This is a genomic window from Gelatiniphilus marinus, from assembly GCF_042684345.1.
Classification (GTDB): domain Bacteria; phylum Bacteroidota; class Bacteroidia; order Flavobacteriales; family Flavobacteriaceae; genus Gelatiniphilus; species Gelatiniphilus marinus.
Window position 1 is genome coordinate 1 of record NZ_JBHULK010000004.1, and the last position, 14,528, is coordinate 14,528.

General features: G+C 33.0%; 11 protein-coding genes. All 11 read right to left on the bottom strand.

Annotated features, from left to right (window positions below):
- Nucleotides 1-369: 369 nt before the first annotated feature.
- The 11 genes from ACFSQS_RS10705 to ACFSQS_RS10755 all read right to left on the bottom strand — a co-directional run bounded on the left by ACFSQS_RS10705 (nt 370) and on the right by ACFSQS_RS10755 (nt 14,457).
- Nucleotides 370-3,375: an Eco57I restriction-modification methylase domain-containing protein gene (locus ACFSQS_RS10705; RefSeq protein ID WP_388018319.1), complete on the bottom strand. Its 3,006-nt coding sequence runs from the start codon at nt 3,373-3,375 to the stop codon at nt 370-372.
- A gap of 313 nt (nt 3,376-3,688) precedes the next feature.
- Nucleotides 3,689-4,459: a lincosamide nucleotidyltransferase Lnu(I) gene (lnu(I), locus tag ACFSQS_RS10710; RefSeq protein ID WP_388018322.1), complete on the bottom strand. Its 771-nt coding sequence runs from the start codon at nt 4,457-4,459 to the stop codon at nt 3,689-3,691.
- Between the two features lie 455 nt (nt 4,460-4,914).
- Nucleotides 4,915-6,705: a GmrSD restriction endonuclease domain-containing protein gene (locus ACFSQS_RS10715; RefSeq protein WP_388018325.1), complete on the bottom strand. Its 1,791-nt coding sequence runs from the start codon at nt 6,703-6,705 to the stop codon at nt 4,915-4,917.
- Between the two features lie 174 nt (nt 6,706-6,879).
- Nucleotides 6,880-7,350, bottom strand: a complete 471-nt coding sequence (locus ACFSQS_RS10720) for a GNAT family N-acetyltransferase (protein ID WP_388018328.1) — start codon at nt 7,348-7,350, stop codon at nt 6,880-6,882.
- 381 nt (nt 7,351-7,731) lie between these two features.
- Entirely contained in the window at nt 7,732-8,181 is a 450-nt protein-coding gene (locus ACFSQS_RS10725) for a GyrI-like domain-containing protein (RefSeq protein WP_388018331.1), read from the bottom strand.
- Entirely contained in the window at nt 8,178-8,438 is a 261-nt protein-coding gene (locus ACFSQS_RS10730; RefSeq protein ID WP_388018334.1) for a DUF3781 domain-containing protein, read from the bottom strand. Before ACFSQS_RS10730 ends, ACFSQS_RS10725 begins: the two co-directional genes overlap by 4 nt.
- A 240-nt stretch (nt 8,439-8,678) precedes the next feature.
- Entirely contained in the window at nt 8,679-9,299 is a 621-nt protein-coding gene (locus ACFSQS_RS10735) for a Type 1 glutamine amidotransferase-like domain-containing protein (RefSeq protein ID WP_388018337.1), read from the bottom strand.
- A 165-nt stretch (nt 9,300-9,464) separates the two neighbouring features.
- The gene (locus tag ACFSQS_RS10740; RefSeq protein WP_388018340.1) at nt 9,465-10,226 is read right to left on the bottom strand and encodes an RDD family protein; all 762 of its coding nucleotides are present in this window, start codon (nt 10,224-10,226) and stop codon (nt 9,465-9,467) included.
- 167 nt (nt 10,227-10,393) lie between these two features.
- Nucleotides 10,394-11,146, bottom strand: coding sequence for an endonuclease NucS domain-containing protein (locus ACFSQS_RS10745; protein WP_388018343.1), 753 nt, complete (start codon nt 11,144-11,146; stop codon nt 10,394-10,396).
- Between the two features lie 173 nt (nt 11,147-11,319).
- Nucleotides 11,320-12,972, bottom strand: a complete 1,653-nt coding sequence (locus ACFSQS_RS10750; RefSeq protein ID WP_388018346.1) for a DUF262 domain-containing protein — start codon at nt 12,970-12,972, stop codon at nt 11,320-11,322.
- 690 nt (nt 12,973-13,662) lie between these two features.
- Nucleotides 13,663-14,457 carry a cation transporter gene (locus tag ACFSQS_RS10755; RefSeq protein WP_388018349.1) on the bottom strand — a complete coding sequence of 265 codons (795 nt, stop codon included), beginning with the start codon at nt 14,455-14,457 and terminating at the stop codon, nt 13,663-13,665.
- Nucleotides 14,458-14,528 lie beyond the last annotated feature (71 nt).

Consider the following 14,528-nt stretch of genomic DNA (forward strand, 5'->3'; position numbering starts at 1 on the left):
TGCAAAATGGCGTATAGCTGCCTGTTCTGCGGCGTTTTCACGCCGTAGTGCAGGCAGCGCAGCTGCGCGGGACGTTCGGCGGTATGTGCCCGATAGGGCTAAATGCCGCCGAACGGTCTTGTATATGAAAAGTAGCGGATTGAAATGCACTAACTTTTCGGATTATTACTGACCTCTAATTTATTAATTTTCTTTTGTTTAAGCACTTAAACCGCTATTTTTTATATACGTTGTTGTAAGTAGTGCTTTTTTTATTCAGTTTGGTTTTCAGAAGTTTCTTATTTAGTTTAAATGTGAGCGTTGGCAAGACATACTCTTTTGCAATTTTTGGTGTAGCGTTGGCTTGAGCGAATTGCAAATGTGTATGGCTTATGCGGTGGCTTCTTCCACAATGTTTATTTCTTCTTCTGTCAATCCGTATAATTCATAAACGTTTTTATCAATTTCATTGTCTCTATTTTCAATTTCACTTATTAATGCTCTAATTTCTGCTTGTTCATTAGTGAAATATTCCATCCATTCAGCTTCTTCCTTTAGGCTTAACTGAATTTTATACTTTTTAAGTTCTTTCAAAAGTGTACCAAAGTCATATTGATACCAACTTTGTACTTTTTTCGAAAGCTTTTCAAGTGAATATTTATTTTTCAGAAGCTTTTGGAAAGACAAACTACGTTGAACTATATTCTTGTTTTCTTTGATAATGAAATCAACATTTGAAATAATTTTCTGCTGAATATCAGAGTTTTTCCATTTTGGAACAGGAATAGAGTCAAGATTAGTTTTTGTTACAGTAATTGTATAACTAGCATCAAGTGAATAATTTCTCCTATAAAAGTGGTCAATAAGTCTTGAATTAAGAATGCCTAATAAAAATTTTAAATTGTAGTTATCTTCCTTAAGAACAAGATTGTTTACTGAATTAAACGTGTAATATTTCTCATCATCAAATGAACAAATTAACCTAGAAGAAACTCTCTGTATTAATATTTTATCAGAAAGAAATGTTTCTTCTTTCCTTGGACGATGTAATACTTCTTTGTCATAATTAATATAAGCATTTGGCCAAATAAATCCATATCTGAATAAGTCAGGTGCTTCTAATAATTTTTTGTAATTCTCTGTTAATTTCTGATTAGAGATGTAATTGTTTTTACCCGATTTTGTTGCAATACCATTTCTTACGTCTATAAAACTTCCTAAAAGCGGATTGTTTTTACGCATTTTCTTAAATATGTTCCTATCCAAATTTGAACTTCCATAGAGAAATCTATTTTCAGGTGTTTCGTTAAAACCATCTTGATTTTCTGAATATTTTTCAAAAATTTGAATGCTTTGATGCTTGTAGAAATTTACAATATTTTGCGTATCAAATCTTTTTCTTACGATTAATGTTATTGTTTCTGCTGTAACATTATCAAATACTCCAATTCCGTAAATGCTGATACTTTGAATAAGTAATTGGTTTATAAGGTATCTCCTGATTTCGCCATAAGTACTGGTTCTAATAAATGTTTCTGGTGTAATAAAACCTAGAAAGCCATTGGCCTTTAAAAGTTTGTCTGTGGATAGTTCTAAAAAGACACTATATAGATTAATTTTTCCGCTATTATGATTGTAATTTGTCCATATATAATCATTGAAGTTTTGGAAATGTTCATTGCCTCTAGTGAAAACATAAGGTGGATTTCCAATAATTACATCAAAACCACCTTTTGCAAAAACTTCTGGAAATTCGTTTTGCCAATTAAAAGCCTTACCTCCTGCAACATTTGTGTCGTCAATTAAACTGTTACCACATTTTATATTGTTGTTTAAAGAAGTTAGTTTTCTGCCTTTTTGTGCAGTTCTTAACCAAAGCGAGAGTTTAGCGATTTCAACGCTTTCCTCGTTAATATCTACACCATAAATATTATTTTCTAAAATTGCGTTTTCCACTTCGCTCAATACCATTGCATCTCCAAACAATTTGGCTTGTAACTCGTCAATGTATTGATGTTCCGCAATTAAAAATTCCAACGCTTGGTTTAAAAAAGCACCACTACCACAAGCTGGGTCGCAAATGGTAATTTGCAATAACCATTTTCTGTAATCATCTAATTTTTGAGTTAGCTTTTTTAAGGTCGCTTTTTGTCTTCCCTTACGTTCTTTTTCGTATTCAGATTCTTGAATATCGAGTTCGATTTTCTTTTCCTCGCAAAGTTTGCCAACTGTATTATCTACAATGTATTTGGTAATATATTTTGGTGTGTAAAAAACACCGTCTTTTTTACGCTTGGTTTTGCTTTGTTCGGTTTTAACTCCTTGTATTTCTGCTTGAATTTCGTCAATGTCGTTTAACGAATGTTCAAAGATGTGCCCAAGTATGTTTACGCTTACTTCACTTTCAAAATCGTAGTTACTTAAATTTATCGTGTGTTTATGCAGTAAATCGTCATTGATTTTGATGTTGTCTAAAATATCGTCTGGCGCAAAAAGTCCACCATTGTAGGCAAAAATATCGTGTTGTTGTCCTTTGTGTCCTGTGTTCATATAACCGAAATATTTTTTAAATCGGTCGTACAAAGGGAAATACTCGTCATATTTATCACGTAAATCAGTCCACTGGTTTACTATAGAACGAATTGAATTTGGTGGAAGTAATAATCTATCTTCTGCAAAAAAGATAAATAGAAAACGGTCGAGTAATTTCTGCGTTTTCTTGAATAACGTTAACTTATCGTATTCAGGATTTTCTTTTTGAATGGCATCAAAAATCTCGTTTCTAAATGAGGCGTAATCTTTGTATAATTTTTTGGTTACGTTTTCTTCCTGCGTTAAAGATTCGTCTTTAATCTTTTTCGGAATGTCTTTTAAAAGATATTCTGATGAAAGGCAAAGCCAAAGAATGTCAAAACGTTCTTTTGAAAGCTGAAATAAATTAAATTCCTCAAAGTCAACTGCGTTGTCAATGTAAAAACGCAACTTCTCAAAGTTTGAAGTAATGACATAATTACAACCTGGTTGGTTGTTTTTATATCCAAATGCTTGGGTTTCTACTTTGCTTAAATCAGTTGTATTTGTTCCTTTTAATTCAATTACTGCAAGTGCTTTTTCGCCTTTTAGAATTGCTCCATCTGTTTTTTTAGAACCTTTAATGTTTTTTAATTCTGTGGTCAGATTAAAGTTAGGCGTTGGGTTTTTCGTGTAGCCCAAAACATTCACAAAAAGGTCAATCAAAAATTCGCCTTGATATTGTTCCTCTTTGGAATTTCGTATGTTTTCTTGAATGGTCGGATTATGGAAATGGTTTGTAAATCGCTCGTAAGCTTGATTGACTTTTTCGGACTCCAATCCTTTTAAATATTTGTTTAGAACAGAGTTCTGAAATAAGCTCATAAAATTTTAATCTTTTTTCTCAAATTTAATATTATTCCGAGCGTTGGCAAGAAACAGCTCTTTTATTTTTTTCAGCGTTGGCTTTTCGCATTGGCAAAAAAAATAAATGTGCTGTTTGAGCGTTGGCTTTTTTAGTTCAAATGTTCAATTTTTGCACGATTTTCGCATTACTTACAACGGTCAAGTATAAGCGTAGTGCGGGATTTCGGAGCAATTCACTGTCCGCCCACCACAAAGTTTCTTAGGAGCAAAAATGCTCAAATTTAGCAGTTCAGCCCGCATTACGCTTATACAATGTTGGCGGTAGTTTTTTTTATTCAATTCTCCTTAATACCCCCTTTAATTTTGCTTCAACTCCAAGATTATCAAAAAGTTTTTCAGTCAATGTTAATGTCTTCTTGAAAGCTGTTTTAATATCTGTCGGATCTAATTCTGATGTTGTCTGCTGAAATAACGAATACCAATCTGGGTCTATGTCTTTTTCCAAGCTTTTTGTTGGACTTTCCCAATGTTTGGTTTGGTATGTTTCAATTCTTATTAACCAAAGTAAATATTTTTGAACATTTGATAAGCTTTGGTAAGCGTGAGCAAATTCCTGTCGTTTAATTAAGTTGCTTGTTGTAAGTAAAACATTCAACAATGATTGGCTCAACCACAGGATATTTTCATTTGTTGTTCGATCAGGTACTTTAGTTTTTATTTCTTTGAGCGTGTTAGTCAATAAATCTTCTTTATCTACTAAAATCATCTTGTCAAAGTCGCTAAACTCTACCAAACCGTCCCACGATTTGATAACTTCCATTTGGTCGTTTGTCAAAAAATGAAACTCCCCCCTTATCATATTTTCAAAAATGGCAACTTCACTTCCATACTCGTTGATAAAATATAATGCCAAAGGATGAATTTGGCTTACCCAATTTTCAGCGGAAAAATTTTCTTTATCCTTCAAGAAGATGTAGAATTCAATATCTGAATATTTGTCCCCTTCATTTTTGGTAAATGACCCGTACATAAATACGGCAGAAATATTTTTATCATTTTGAGCTATTGACTTTGTTTTGTCAATCATTTGTAACTGTGTCATTTTCTAATTTTTTAATATTAACAATCGCCCTTTCTACTTTGCGTATTAAAGGATATTTCAATTCTTATTCTATCTTACAGTTACTTATAGCTTCATTTTCTTGAATGTTTTTCGTTGTTAATTGTTTCTTCAAATTACCGCCAACGTCCCGCGCAGCTATGCGCTGTTTTGCAAAGTGAAAAGTAGTGAAACGTTTTCACTTTGCAAAACAGCGCATAGCTGCCTGTTCTGCGGCGTTTTCACGCCGTAGTGCAGGCAGCGCAGCTGCGCGGGACGTTCGGCGGTATGTGCCCGATAGGGCTAAATGCCGCCGAACGGTTGGGCTATGAGCAGTTGGGGATTTAAAGCCCTAACTTTTCTGTTTAGCACAGACCTTTGTTTTATGTTTATACTTTCGTTTTATCACTTTCGCCCCAATTGCTTATAGCCGTTGTTGGCTGTTCGTTGTTTGTTTTTTAGAGTCCAAAATAATAATCTCTCATTTTATTTGCCATTAACTTTCTACGTTGCATTAAAAAGTCTTGATAATCGTCTATTGTCATTTCCATAATTTCCTTTGGAACGCAGTTTTGTTTTAAGTTGTCTAAAAGTTCTTGTTCAGTTGATATTCCGCTTACTTGTTTATTGTCATCAATCATTTGTGTTTTTATCAAGTCAAAATATTCCTTCGGTGGTTTGTTTCCAACTTTTATGTTGATTTCCGATTGCATATAAACGTAGTTGGCAATTTGGTTATATTTTCCTCTATCAAGTCCATTTTTCTTTAAATAATCTTTTGGGAAAAGATGATGAATGTCTCCACGAAGTGAAATAAGGTCGCCAATCAAGACGTCTTTTGATAAAAATCCTCTGTCGTTCGCTTTAACTTGTGAAGAAAGAAAAACGTGAAAATATGGACTGCTCGCAACTGATGTGTCTAAACTTTGTGGAAGTGAAGCGTTCCAATAAGCGTCCGAAAGTTCCGCTTCTTCGCGTTCTTCTAAAATTTCATTGAAAGGTTTCTTTGAAATTTGTTTAATGTCAAAGTCAAAAGTACTTTCTGGTGAACCTGAGTATCTTCCTGTAAGAATGGAATATACAAACCAACGTCTGACATAAGTTTCAATATCAACCGAATTTACTCCAAGGTCTTTTAACTTTAAGTAAATGATGTACGCAAAATTTATTGCATTTTTAGAACGAATAAGTTTTGGTGAAATAAATCCTGCCGATTTAATTATCATTAAAAACCTTTTGAAATTGGTTTCATTGATGAAATTTTCTACGCCAATTTTTAGGGTTTCAAAAGATTTTTGAGCGATTTCTGCCTCATAAGTTCTTGTTTCAAAATTTCTACCCGAAAGTAAGCTAACCAAGTCTGAAAGTCGTCCTCTGTTAAATTGCGAAGTGAACGCAACACGAATTAAATCTGTATAATCAGGGTCGTAAAGGTCTTCGTTTTCAGTTTTTAGCCATTGCATTTTTTGAAAGTAATTTGACTTTGCAAATTCCTTGTCATTATCTACAATATGCTTATAAAAGTCGGGTGCTATGGTTAGATGACAAAAATAATCAATTGCTTTCCTTAAATCGTTACCGCCATTTTCTGTATCGGCTGCAATTTTGCTCATTGCAAAATCGGCTTGACTTAAAACGACACCTTTTGAATTGATACGAATAAAGATTTCTGTAACCGTTTCAATGTCCAAATCGGAAGTCAATTCAATCATTCCGATTGGTTTTTTAACAATTCCGATGAGTTGAGAAAATGATTTTTCAATTAAATCTTCATCAATTTCGGGATTTAATGCAGAATAATCACGAACTAATTTTAGCAAACTAATTTTGCCCGAAAATGCATCTGTAATATCGTGAAGCCAAGTTTTGTCTTTTAAAATTGCGGGGTTTTGAACTTCAAAACGTTCTTCAATAGGATTGAAGGCAATTTTTATTTTTACTCTTTGATACGTTTTATTGATAACGTATTGACCAAGAATTGCAGCAGTAAGAGCTGTAACACGTTGTTGTCCATCAATAAGCACCTTTTTTCCTTCGCTTAAACTTCCGTCTTTGAGTTTTACATTTGGATTTCGCCACGCAATAATGTAACCGACTGGATAGCCTTGATAAAGACTGTCCATTAAATCACGAACTTTTGAATTGTTCCAAACAAATGGTCTTTGAATTTCTGGGATTGCAATTTCGCCTGAATTTACCCAAGCTAAAATCGTTTCTATCAGATGTTGGTTTACTGAATATTTTTGCATTAATTTTTTTCTATTTCTTATGTGGTTATTCTTTTGGTAACGGTTTTTCTACAATGACAGCCAACGGTGAAGTATAAGCGAAGTGCGGGATTACGAAGCCGACACTTTCAACTTTACCGAAATGTTTGTTAAAATTCAATTCGTTTAATTTTAGCACTTTCGCCCGCATTTTGCTTATACAATGTTGTGAGCTGGCTTTATTTTCATTTCCATTATTGGTAAAAATCTATTCTCGATTGAAGTCTCTAACTTTCCAATTATTTTAAATCCAATCTTTTCATAAAATTTTTCGGCATTCGGGTCAGAGTCTAAAATGATTCTTTCAAACTTTGTTTTTCGAATTCGTTGCAGAAAATCAGTCATTAGTGTTTTTCCAATTCCACATCCAATGAATTTAGGGTCAACAAACAAGTTCTCTAATTTTACGTCTGTATCGTTGCTTTTAAAGAAAGAATAATATCCAATTATATTGTTATCCTCGGTCAATTTGTAAACTTCATTTTCAAGAATGTATGATTCAGATATAGTTAAATCCTTTCTCCATTCTTCAATTTGTTCTGCACTATAATCCCAATAAGACTTTGACCGAATAGTTAATTCAGTTAAATCTTTTGCATCTTTAATAATTGCTTTCTCTATTTTCATTTCTCAGCTTGCTCACAACGTCCCGCGCAGCTATGCGCTGTTTTGCAAAGTGAAAAGTAGTGAAACGTTTTCACTTTGCAAAATGGCGTATAGCTGCCTGTTCTGCGGCGTTTTCACGCCGTAGTGCAGGCAGCGCAGCTGCGCGGGACGTTCGGCGGTATGTGCCCGATAGGGCTAAATGCCGCCGAACGGTCTCGGCTATGAGTAGTGCGGGATTTGAAAGCTGCAAGTTTCAAATCGGCACGGAACAGAGCGAACCGTTTTTATATTTTGTAAATTATCTATCATAAATATACTAACTGTGAGCGACTTGACAAACGAAAATTTCGGTTTAGCACTTCGGTCCGCATTACTTATAGCCCGTGTTAGCAGCAGGTATTTTTATTCTACCGCTATATAAATTTCAACTTCTGAATTTTCTCCTTTTTGAGAATTTTCTCCATAAACCTCAAAATCATACGTGTATTTTCTATTCAGTTCTTTATCTTTTTGCCAGATGTCAATCCAAGTCTCCACAACTGCATTTGGCATTTCTCCTTTAGCCACAAATTTTTCAAAATTTTCGGATGGAAACTCACGTCCAATAAGCCCGTTTGGTATTTCGTTAAGCGTTGAAACTGGAATTCCAATTATTGTTGTGTAATCTTCTGTATAATCGTTTTTGTAATCCGTGTAAATTGAAATTATTTCGTTTGAAATTTTATTTGATACTTTTTCTAAAACATTTTCAGAGTAAAATCGTCCCCAAAGTTGTTCTAAATCTTTTTGTGATTTATTGTCTTTATTTGTAGTTCGAGTGGTAATTCCAATGATTTTAAATCCGTTTCTCATTTTTTTATTTTGTCGACTGTTATAATTCTGAATGTGTTAGAGTTTACAGTGATTTTTATGTTTTTTTCCAAATTTGAAATGTAAAAATTCTTCCCGATTTTTTCAAAGTTGGTAATTTCCGTTTCTTCGATTGTCTTAAAAATCAATTTCTCAATTTTGACGTTTGAAAAGTTGCTTTTCAGTTTTTTATTTATTCGACCGTAAACTAATTCAGTGTAGCAAATATTCTTTAAAATTTCAGTTTTATCAAAATTCATTTTTGTTGATTATTCAAATTTGCCGGAATTTCTGTCTTACTTGCTGCTAACGGTCTCGGCTATGAGTAGTGCGGGATTTGAAAGCTGCAAGTTTCAAATCGTGCACGGAACAGAGCGAACCGTTTTTATATTTTGTAAATTTTCAGTCATAAATATACTAACTGTGAGCGACTTGACAAATGAAAATTTCGGCATTGCACTTTAACCCGCATTACTTATAGCCCGTGTTGTGTGCAGTTTTTATTTTGTTCCAACTATTTTTATTTCTTCTCCGCATACTTGAATTACTTCCGTGTTGCTTATTGGAAGCAAATCAATTTTATCTTTGTAATCAACTATAATTTCTTCGACCGATTTTTTAAAGGGTTCGTTCGTGTGATGTGGCAAAGGGTAAAAATTCACAACGTTCAAAGCATTGTAATCAGTTAGATTTTTAGCTTTTGTTTTGTCGTCCATTTTCTCAACATATTTTATGTTTCTTGACAAGATTATCGAACCAGCCGAAGCTCCAATGTACGGTTTTCCTTTTTTTATTTCTTCAATAATGATTTTGTCAGTCCCAGATATTTTTAATTCTTGAAGCAGATAAAACGTGTTTCCTCCTGAAACATAGATGAAATCGTTTTTTCTGATTATTTCTTCAATTTGATTTTTTGCAACATTAGAAATGTCTAGTATTTCAATTATAAGTCCTAGTTTTTCAAATGCTTTTCTGTCATTCTCAACATAAGCTTTATATTCTTCAGGAATACTAGCTGTTGGGATAAATGTTATTTTCTTGTTTTCTAATTTTTCTCCAATAAATGATTCCAAAAATTCAGAAACATCTACAAATGATGAAGAAAGAAAAAGTTTTGTCATTTTTTATTTAGCTTTTTTTTAATTGCACACAACGGTCTCGGCTATGAGTAGTTGCGTGGTTTAGCACTTAACTTTGCAAGTACACACCAAACTGAAAATCCGCGAGGATTTTCAGAAGTAGGCGAGAACAAGCAATTACTTATAGCCATTGTTAGCACCAGTATTTTATTTATTCAGTTCTATTAGTTTCCACTCACCATTCGGTTCTTTTGTCAGGTAAACTCCAACATTTAAATCCTTTTCATTTCCGATAACTTTTATGCTCAATTGAGCTTCTCCATATCCATTTGAAATATTGACACTACCTGTAGGCATCATTCCATAATCCTTTATTCCGCCAATTTCTGATATGATTTCTTCATTTTGTTCAATTTCTGAAATAGCAACTTTGTAAGCATCTGAATTTTTCATCGCTGAACCAGCAAATAAGAATGTAAATGCGAAAAAGGCAATTCCAATTCCAACCAATGCTAAAACTCTCGGAAGTTTTGTCGGCTTGTTAGGATTCTTTACCACAATTGCTTTTGCAGTTTTATCTCCAAGTCTTTTTTTCTCTTGACTTGAAGCAAGAACTATAAATTCTATTGGCCAAATTATTAGAAATAGATTTCGAATAATTAATTTGCCTATTGAAGGAACTTCATTCGGATTGTTTTCATCTCTAACCATAATTCCCATAACCCATTTTCCTGGACTAATACCTTTTATTGAATCTTTAGCAAAGTATATGAGAAACCCAATTAACATTGTTGGCAACATTTTACTTGTTAGATTGCTGAAATTATTTTCGTCCATAAAATCTGTTCCAAGTGATAAGAATACAATTCCTACTATCAGGAAAGTAAATGTAAAATGGTCAATTAAAAATGCTGCTATTCGTCTTTTTCTACTTGATAAAGTATACTCTTTTTCTAAATTTTCGTTCATTAGTTGATGGTTGGTTTATATTGGTGCTAACGGTTTGGCTATGGTTTCGTTGCGTGAAAATCCGCGAGGATTTTCCGCCGTAAACCGAAGATAGCAAATTTGCGAGGACTTTCCGAGAGGAAAGTCAGAAGCAATGAACTATAGCCAGTGTTGGGCATAGTATTTTTTTAATTATCGTTTAATTCCAATTTCATTTTATAAGTTTTCAGTCCAATTCTGTCAGTTGTCTTAATAGCATTTCTTAAACTCTCATCCATTTCTCCAGCTATAATAAAGCCTTTGATTTCTCTTTCTGGAAATTTGTTCATTAATAAGCCAATATACATTGAAATTTGACCAAAAACTTTATAATTAGCTATTCCTGATTTTAGTTCGATTACTAATAAATCTCCATTATGTTTTTCAAGAAGTAAGTCAATTCTTTTTCCGCCAATTAGATATTCAACGCCCTCATTGTTTTCTCCGATGATTTTATATTCAGGAAACAATTCATTGATTTGAGAAACCATTGAGTTCTTTAAATCCTTTTCGTAACTAAAATTTGTCCAAGTTTCGATATTGTCAATTTCTTCCTCAAGTGATTGTTTGATGTCAAAAGATTTAGAAGAAGTCTCACTTGGTTCAAAGTTTGAACTTTTGTAAGTCATATATAATTTCGCAGCTTGTTTTAAAGTTGCTGAACCTGTTCTTACATCTCCATTTATTGGAATCTTATGTTTAGGTTCTAATCCGTTTCTTTGGTCTTCTGTCGAATAGCTTAACCTTTCTAAAAGTGAAATTCCGTTGTCTTTTGCATAATGTTCGTCTAAATCTCCTTCATAATTTTCTACTGTTCTACAGTTTGAAATTCGACTTTGTATAGTTCTGAAGTCACTTCCATTTTCCTCGTCTAACCAAATCTTAAATTCTTGTAAATTCATTCTTGCGTTATGTTTGTCAATATTATGCCCAACGGTTAGTATATGGAAAGTAGGCGATTTCGAAGCTCAAAATATTTTGATATGCACTAAGTTTGATACGAGCCAAAAACCTTTAATTTAGCACTAATTCGCCTATTTTTTATATACATTGTTATCTGTTTTGTTTCCTTTCGTTACTGTTCATTTTCAATTTTAAAGTACGTTTTCACAAACTCTGAAATTCGATTATGTCTTTCTGTAATTTCGGTTTCCGTCCATTGAGTTTTTTCCCTAATCTCCGTGTAACTTGAAAGTGCAGTATCTTGGAATAATTCGCTTTTTTTCTCAAACGACTTGTTTCCAAATTTGCTGTTTTGACTTTGTGTCAATAGTGCTAAATTACCTGCAAGTTGTAAAAAGTTCTTTCTAAATTCTTCCGTATATTCTATGTCTGCTGGGTTTTGCGGTGTTATATGTTCAATTGTGTAACTATTATAAAGATCCTTGTCCAATAACGCACCTGAACGATTTTTAATTCTTAAACTGTTTTCGTATTGCCACAAAACAAACTTGATTGTATTACGATTGTAATGCCATTTTTCATTGTCAAAGTAGTTTGGGATAATATTTCTAAATCTTTCTCCGTCATTCCAATACCATTTAAAGCCAGTTTCAGTTACACTTTTAATATCTTGATATAAATTGTCAATATTATAAATGTCTTTTGGGTTAAAATATCTTTTTGCGAAGTTTGGCAAATAATCTGTTCGGTAGTCGCCAAGTTTAAGTTTGAAACACAGAACTTCTAATAATTTTAAAATTTTCTTGAAGCTATCACCTGATACTTCGCCTTTGTAAAAAAGTGTCAATAAAACCAATTTCCAATTTGCTTCGTTACCTACAAAAAATAGATTCGTAATATTTGATTGGTTTTTGTTGCTCACAATACTTTTTGCACTATGCGTTAATTCAACAAAGTTTTCAAAAAACAATTTAATCCATTGAGATTTATTCTCTAATTTGTTAAGCTTTTCTTTTATGGCTTCAATGTTACCGCCAATGTTGAAAAACAAATTGCAATAATTATCTAAAAGCTCGTTTTCTGTGAAATAGCCTTCAACTGCTTCAATGTATCTGTACGTTTTTGAAATTATGCTTTGAATTTCTGCAATGTCATTATTCGCTTGATTATTGTCTGAACTTTGAATGTAAATCTGGTGCATTAAGTATGCCTTGATAACTTCAAATCTTGAAAGTTCTTTTCCCCGATTATTTTGGTATTCAAAAACTTGCGTTGCTTCAACCTTATTAGAAATATAAAAAGTGCTAATTACCGCATTTTCTAATGTTTGTTGAATTAAGTCTAGATTTTCTTTTTCTAGTTTAGACAACTCTGTTTCAAAGAAATTAAAGGCTTCTATAATTCGTTTTTGAGAAATGGTTTCTGTGTCGTCAATGGCAGAAATTAAATGCTTTTGAGTAACCTTTTTAAAAATTACTTGGTCGTCATCAATAGTTTTGAAAACATCTGTCAAATAAGTTTGTCTTATTTGTTCAACATTTTCTCCTTTTAGGATTTTGATTTTGGCAAGTGCTGAAAGAAACAGAATTGTTGTTGTAAGTCTTTGTTGTCCGTCAATTATAAAAAGAGTGTTCCCATCTTTTTCAAAAAGGATTTGTCCCAAATAATATTTTTTCCCTTTTTGTTCTATAAGGTCTTCCAGAAATTGAGAACATTGTTTATCTCCCCAACTAAACGCACGTTGATAAGCTGGAATTCGAACATTCTCTGAATTTTTGAAAAGCTGTTGTATGCTTTCTGCGGTTTTGTTTTGTGTTTCGTTCATTTCTTTAACTACGCCTTTTAGTTTTTTTACATTGCAGATAACGGCTTTGGCTATGATTTCGTTGCGGAAAAATACGCAGGAATTATTCCGTTGTAGCTCAAAGATAGAAAAAAGCGTGGAATTTTCGGTAGAAAATTCCGCCGCAATGAATTATAGCCGTTGTTACATACTGTGGCGACACACTTTGCTTGGAACGCTCTGTGCTAAGCCGTCCAAATAATTTTTTCCACTCTGATTTTTTTCCGCTTATTGTTTTTTATTCAGTTATCTTTTTATTTACGGCAGATACAGAAATCTTATATTTCTTTTTCGTTTATTTCAAATTTTTGATTCGACCTTAATTCCGCTTAATTTTTAAATTCGCTTTTTATTTTTTTGAAGGATATTGTTTATTCAATTTTTTTCAGCGTTGTGCTTTTCATTCCGTGTGATGTTTTTTCAATTTCGCAGCTTGCATTTTAAGTCAGTTATTTTTTTTTCTCAAGTTTTTCAACCAGTCAGAAAGATTATTTGTCCGTTCTGCTTTTCATTCCGAGCCATTGTATGTAACGGTTTTGTGTATGATTAGTGGCGTGTTTAAGCACCTAATTTAGCAAATAAAAACCGAATAGAAAATCCGCGAGGATTTTCGTAAGTAGGCGAGAACCAGCCATTAATTATACACGTTGTTGTAAGTAGTGCTTTTTTAGTTCACTTACTTAATTTCAAAATCCGAAATGCTCCTTGAATTACCAATGCAAAAACAATTGTTCCGATAATCAAATCAGGTTTATTAGAACTCAAATAATGCACTAAAATTCCTGCAATAATTACTCCCAAATTGATAATCACGTCATTCGAAGTGAAAATCATACTCGCTTTCATATGTGCTTCTTCTTTGCTCTTTGACTTTTGCAAAATATAAAGACAAATTCCGTTTGCAATAAGTGCAAAAATCGAAACGATAATCATTGTTGAAAAATCGGGAAGTTTCTCGTTTCCGAAAAATCTTCTCAAGACTTCTACAAATCCAATAATCGCAAGTATTATTTGAAAATATCCAGCAAGTTTGGCAATTCGTTTTTTCTTTATTACTGTTCCGCCAACCGCAAACAAACTAATTCCGTACACAAAACTGTCCGCAAGCATATCTAAACTATCGGCAACAAGTCCTATAGATTTTGAGATAATTCCTGTTGTCATTTCAATAATGAAAAAAGCAAAATTTATGGCAAGTACAGACCAAAGTAGTTTTTTCTGATTTTCGTTTTCTTTAAATTCCGTTTGGTCGGTTTGTTCCGTTGAGATTTTTTTTCCACCTAAATTCAATTCGATAACGGACTTTTCGATTTGGTCAATTTCTCCGCTGTGAAAAACGGTCAATTTTCGATTCGGAATATCAAAGTCCAAATTCGCAATGCTTGAAATTCCGTCCAATTTCATTCGGATAAGATTTTCCTCTGAAGGACAATCCATTTTGGTAATTTCAAATATTGTTTTATTCACTTGGTTTCTGGGTTTTTCGGCATTACTTACAACGGTCTCGGCTATGAGTAGTTGCGTGGTTTAGCACTTAA

What these genes read in the sequence shown, in the direction of transcription:
- ACFSQS_RS10705 (WP_388018319.1), bottom strand. Translation starts at nt 3,375, where the DNA reads ATGAGCTTATTTCAGAACTCTGTTCTAAACAAATATTTAAAAGGATTG.
- ACFSQS_RS10715 (WP_388018325.1), bottom strand. Translation starts at nt 6,705, where the DNA reads ATGCAAAAATATTCAGTAAACCAACATCTGATAGAAACGATTTTAGCT.
- ACFSQS_RS10720 (WP_388018328.1), bottom strand. Translation starts at nt 7,350, where the DNA reads ATGAAAATAGAGAAAGCAATTATTAAAGATGCAAAAGATTTAACTGAA.
- ACFSQS_RS10725 (WP_388018331.1), bottom strand. Translation starts at nt 8,181, where the DNA reads ATGAGAAACGGATTTAAAATCATTGGAATTACCACTCGAACTACAAAT.
- ACFSQS_RS10730 (WP_388018334.1), bottom strand. Translation starts at nt 8,438, where the DNA reads ATGAATTTTGATAAAACTGAAATTTTAAAGAATATTTGCTACACTGAA.
- ACFSQS_RS10735 (WP_388018337.1), bottom strand. Translation starts at nt 9,299, where the DNA reads ATGACAAAACTTTTTCTTTCTTCATCATTTGTAGATGTTTCTGAATTT.
- ACFSQS_RS10740 (WP_388018340.1), bottom strand. Translation starts at nt 10,226, where the DNA reads ATGAACGAAAATTTAGAAAAAGAGTATACTTTATCAAGTAGAAAAAGA.
- ACFSQS_RS10745 (WP_388018343.1), bottom strand. Translation starts at nt 11,146, where the DNA reads ATGAATTTACAAGAATTTAAGATTTGGTTAGACGAGGAAAATGGAAGT.
- ACFSQS_RS10750 (WP_388018346.1), bottom strand. Translation starts at nt 12,972, where the DNA reads ATGAACGAAACACAAAACAAAACCGCAGAAAGCATACAACAGCTTTTC.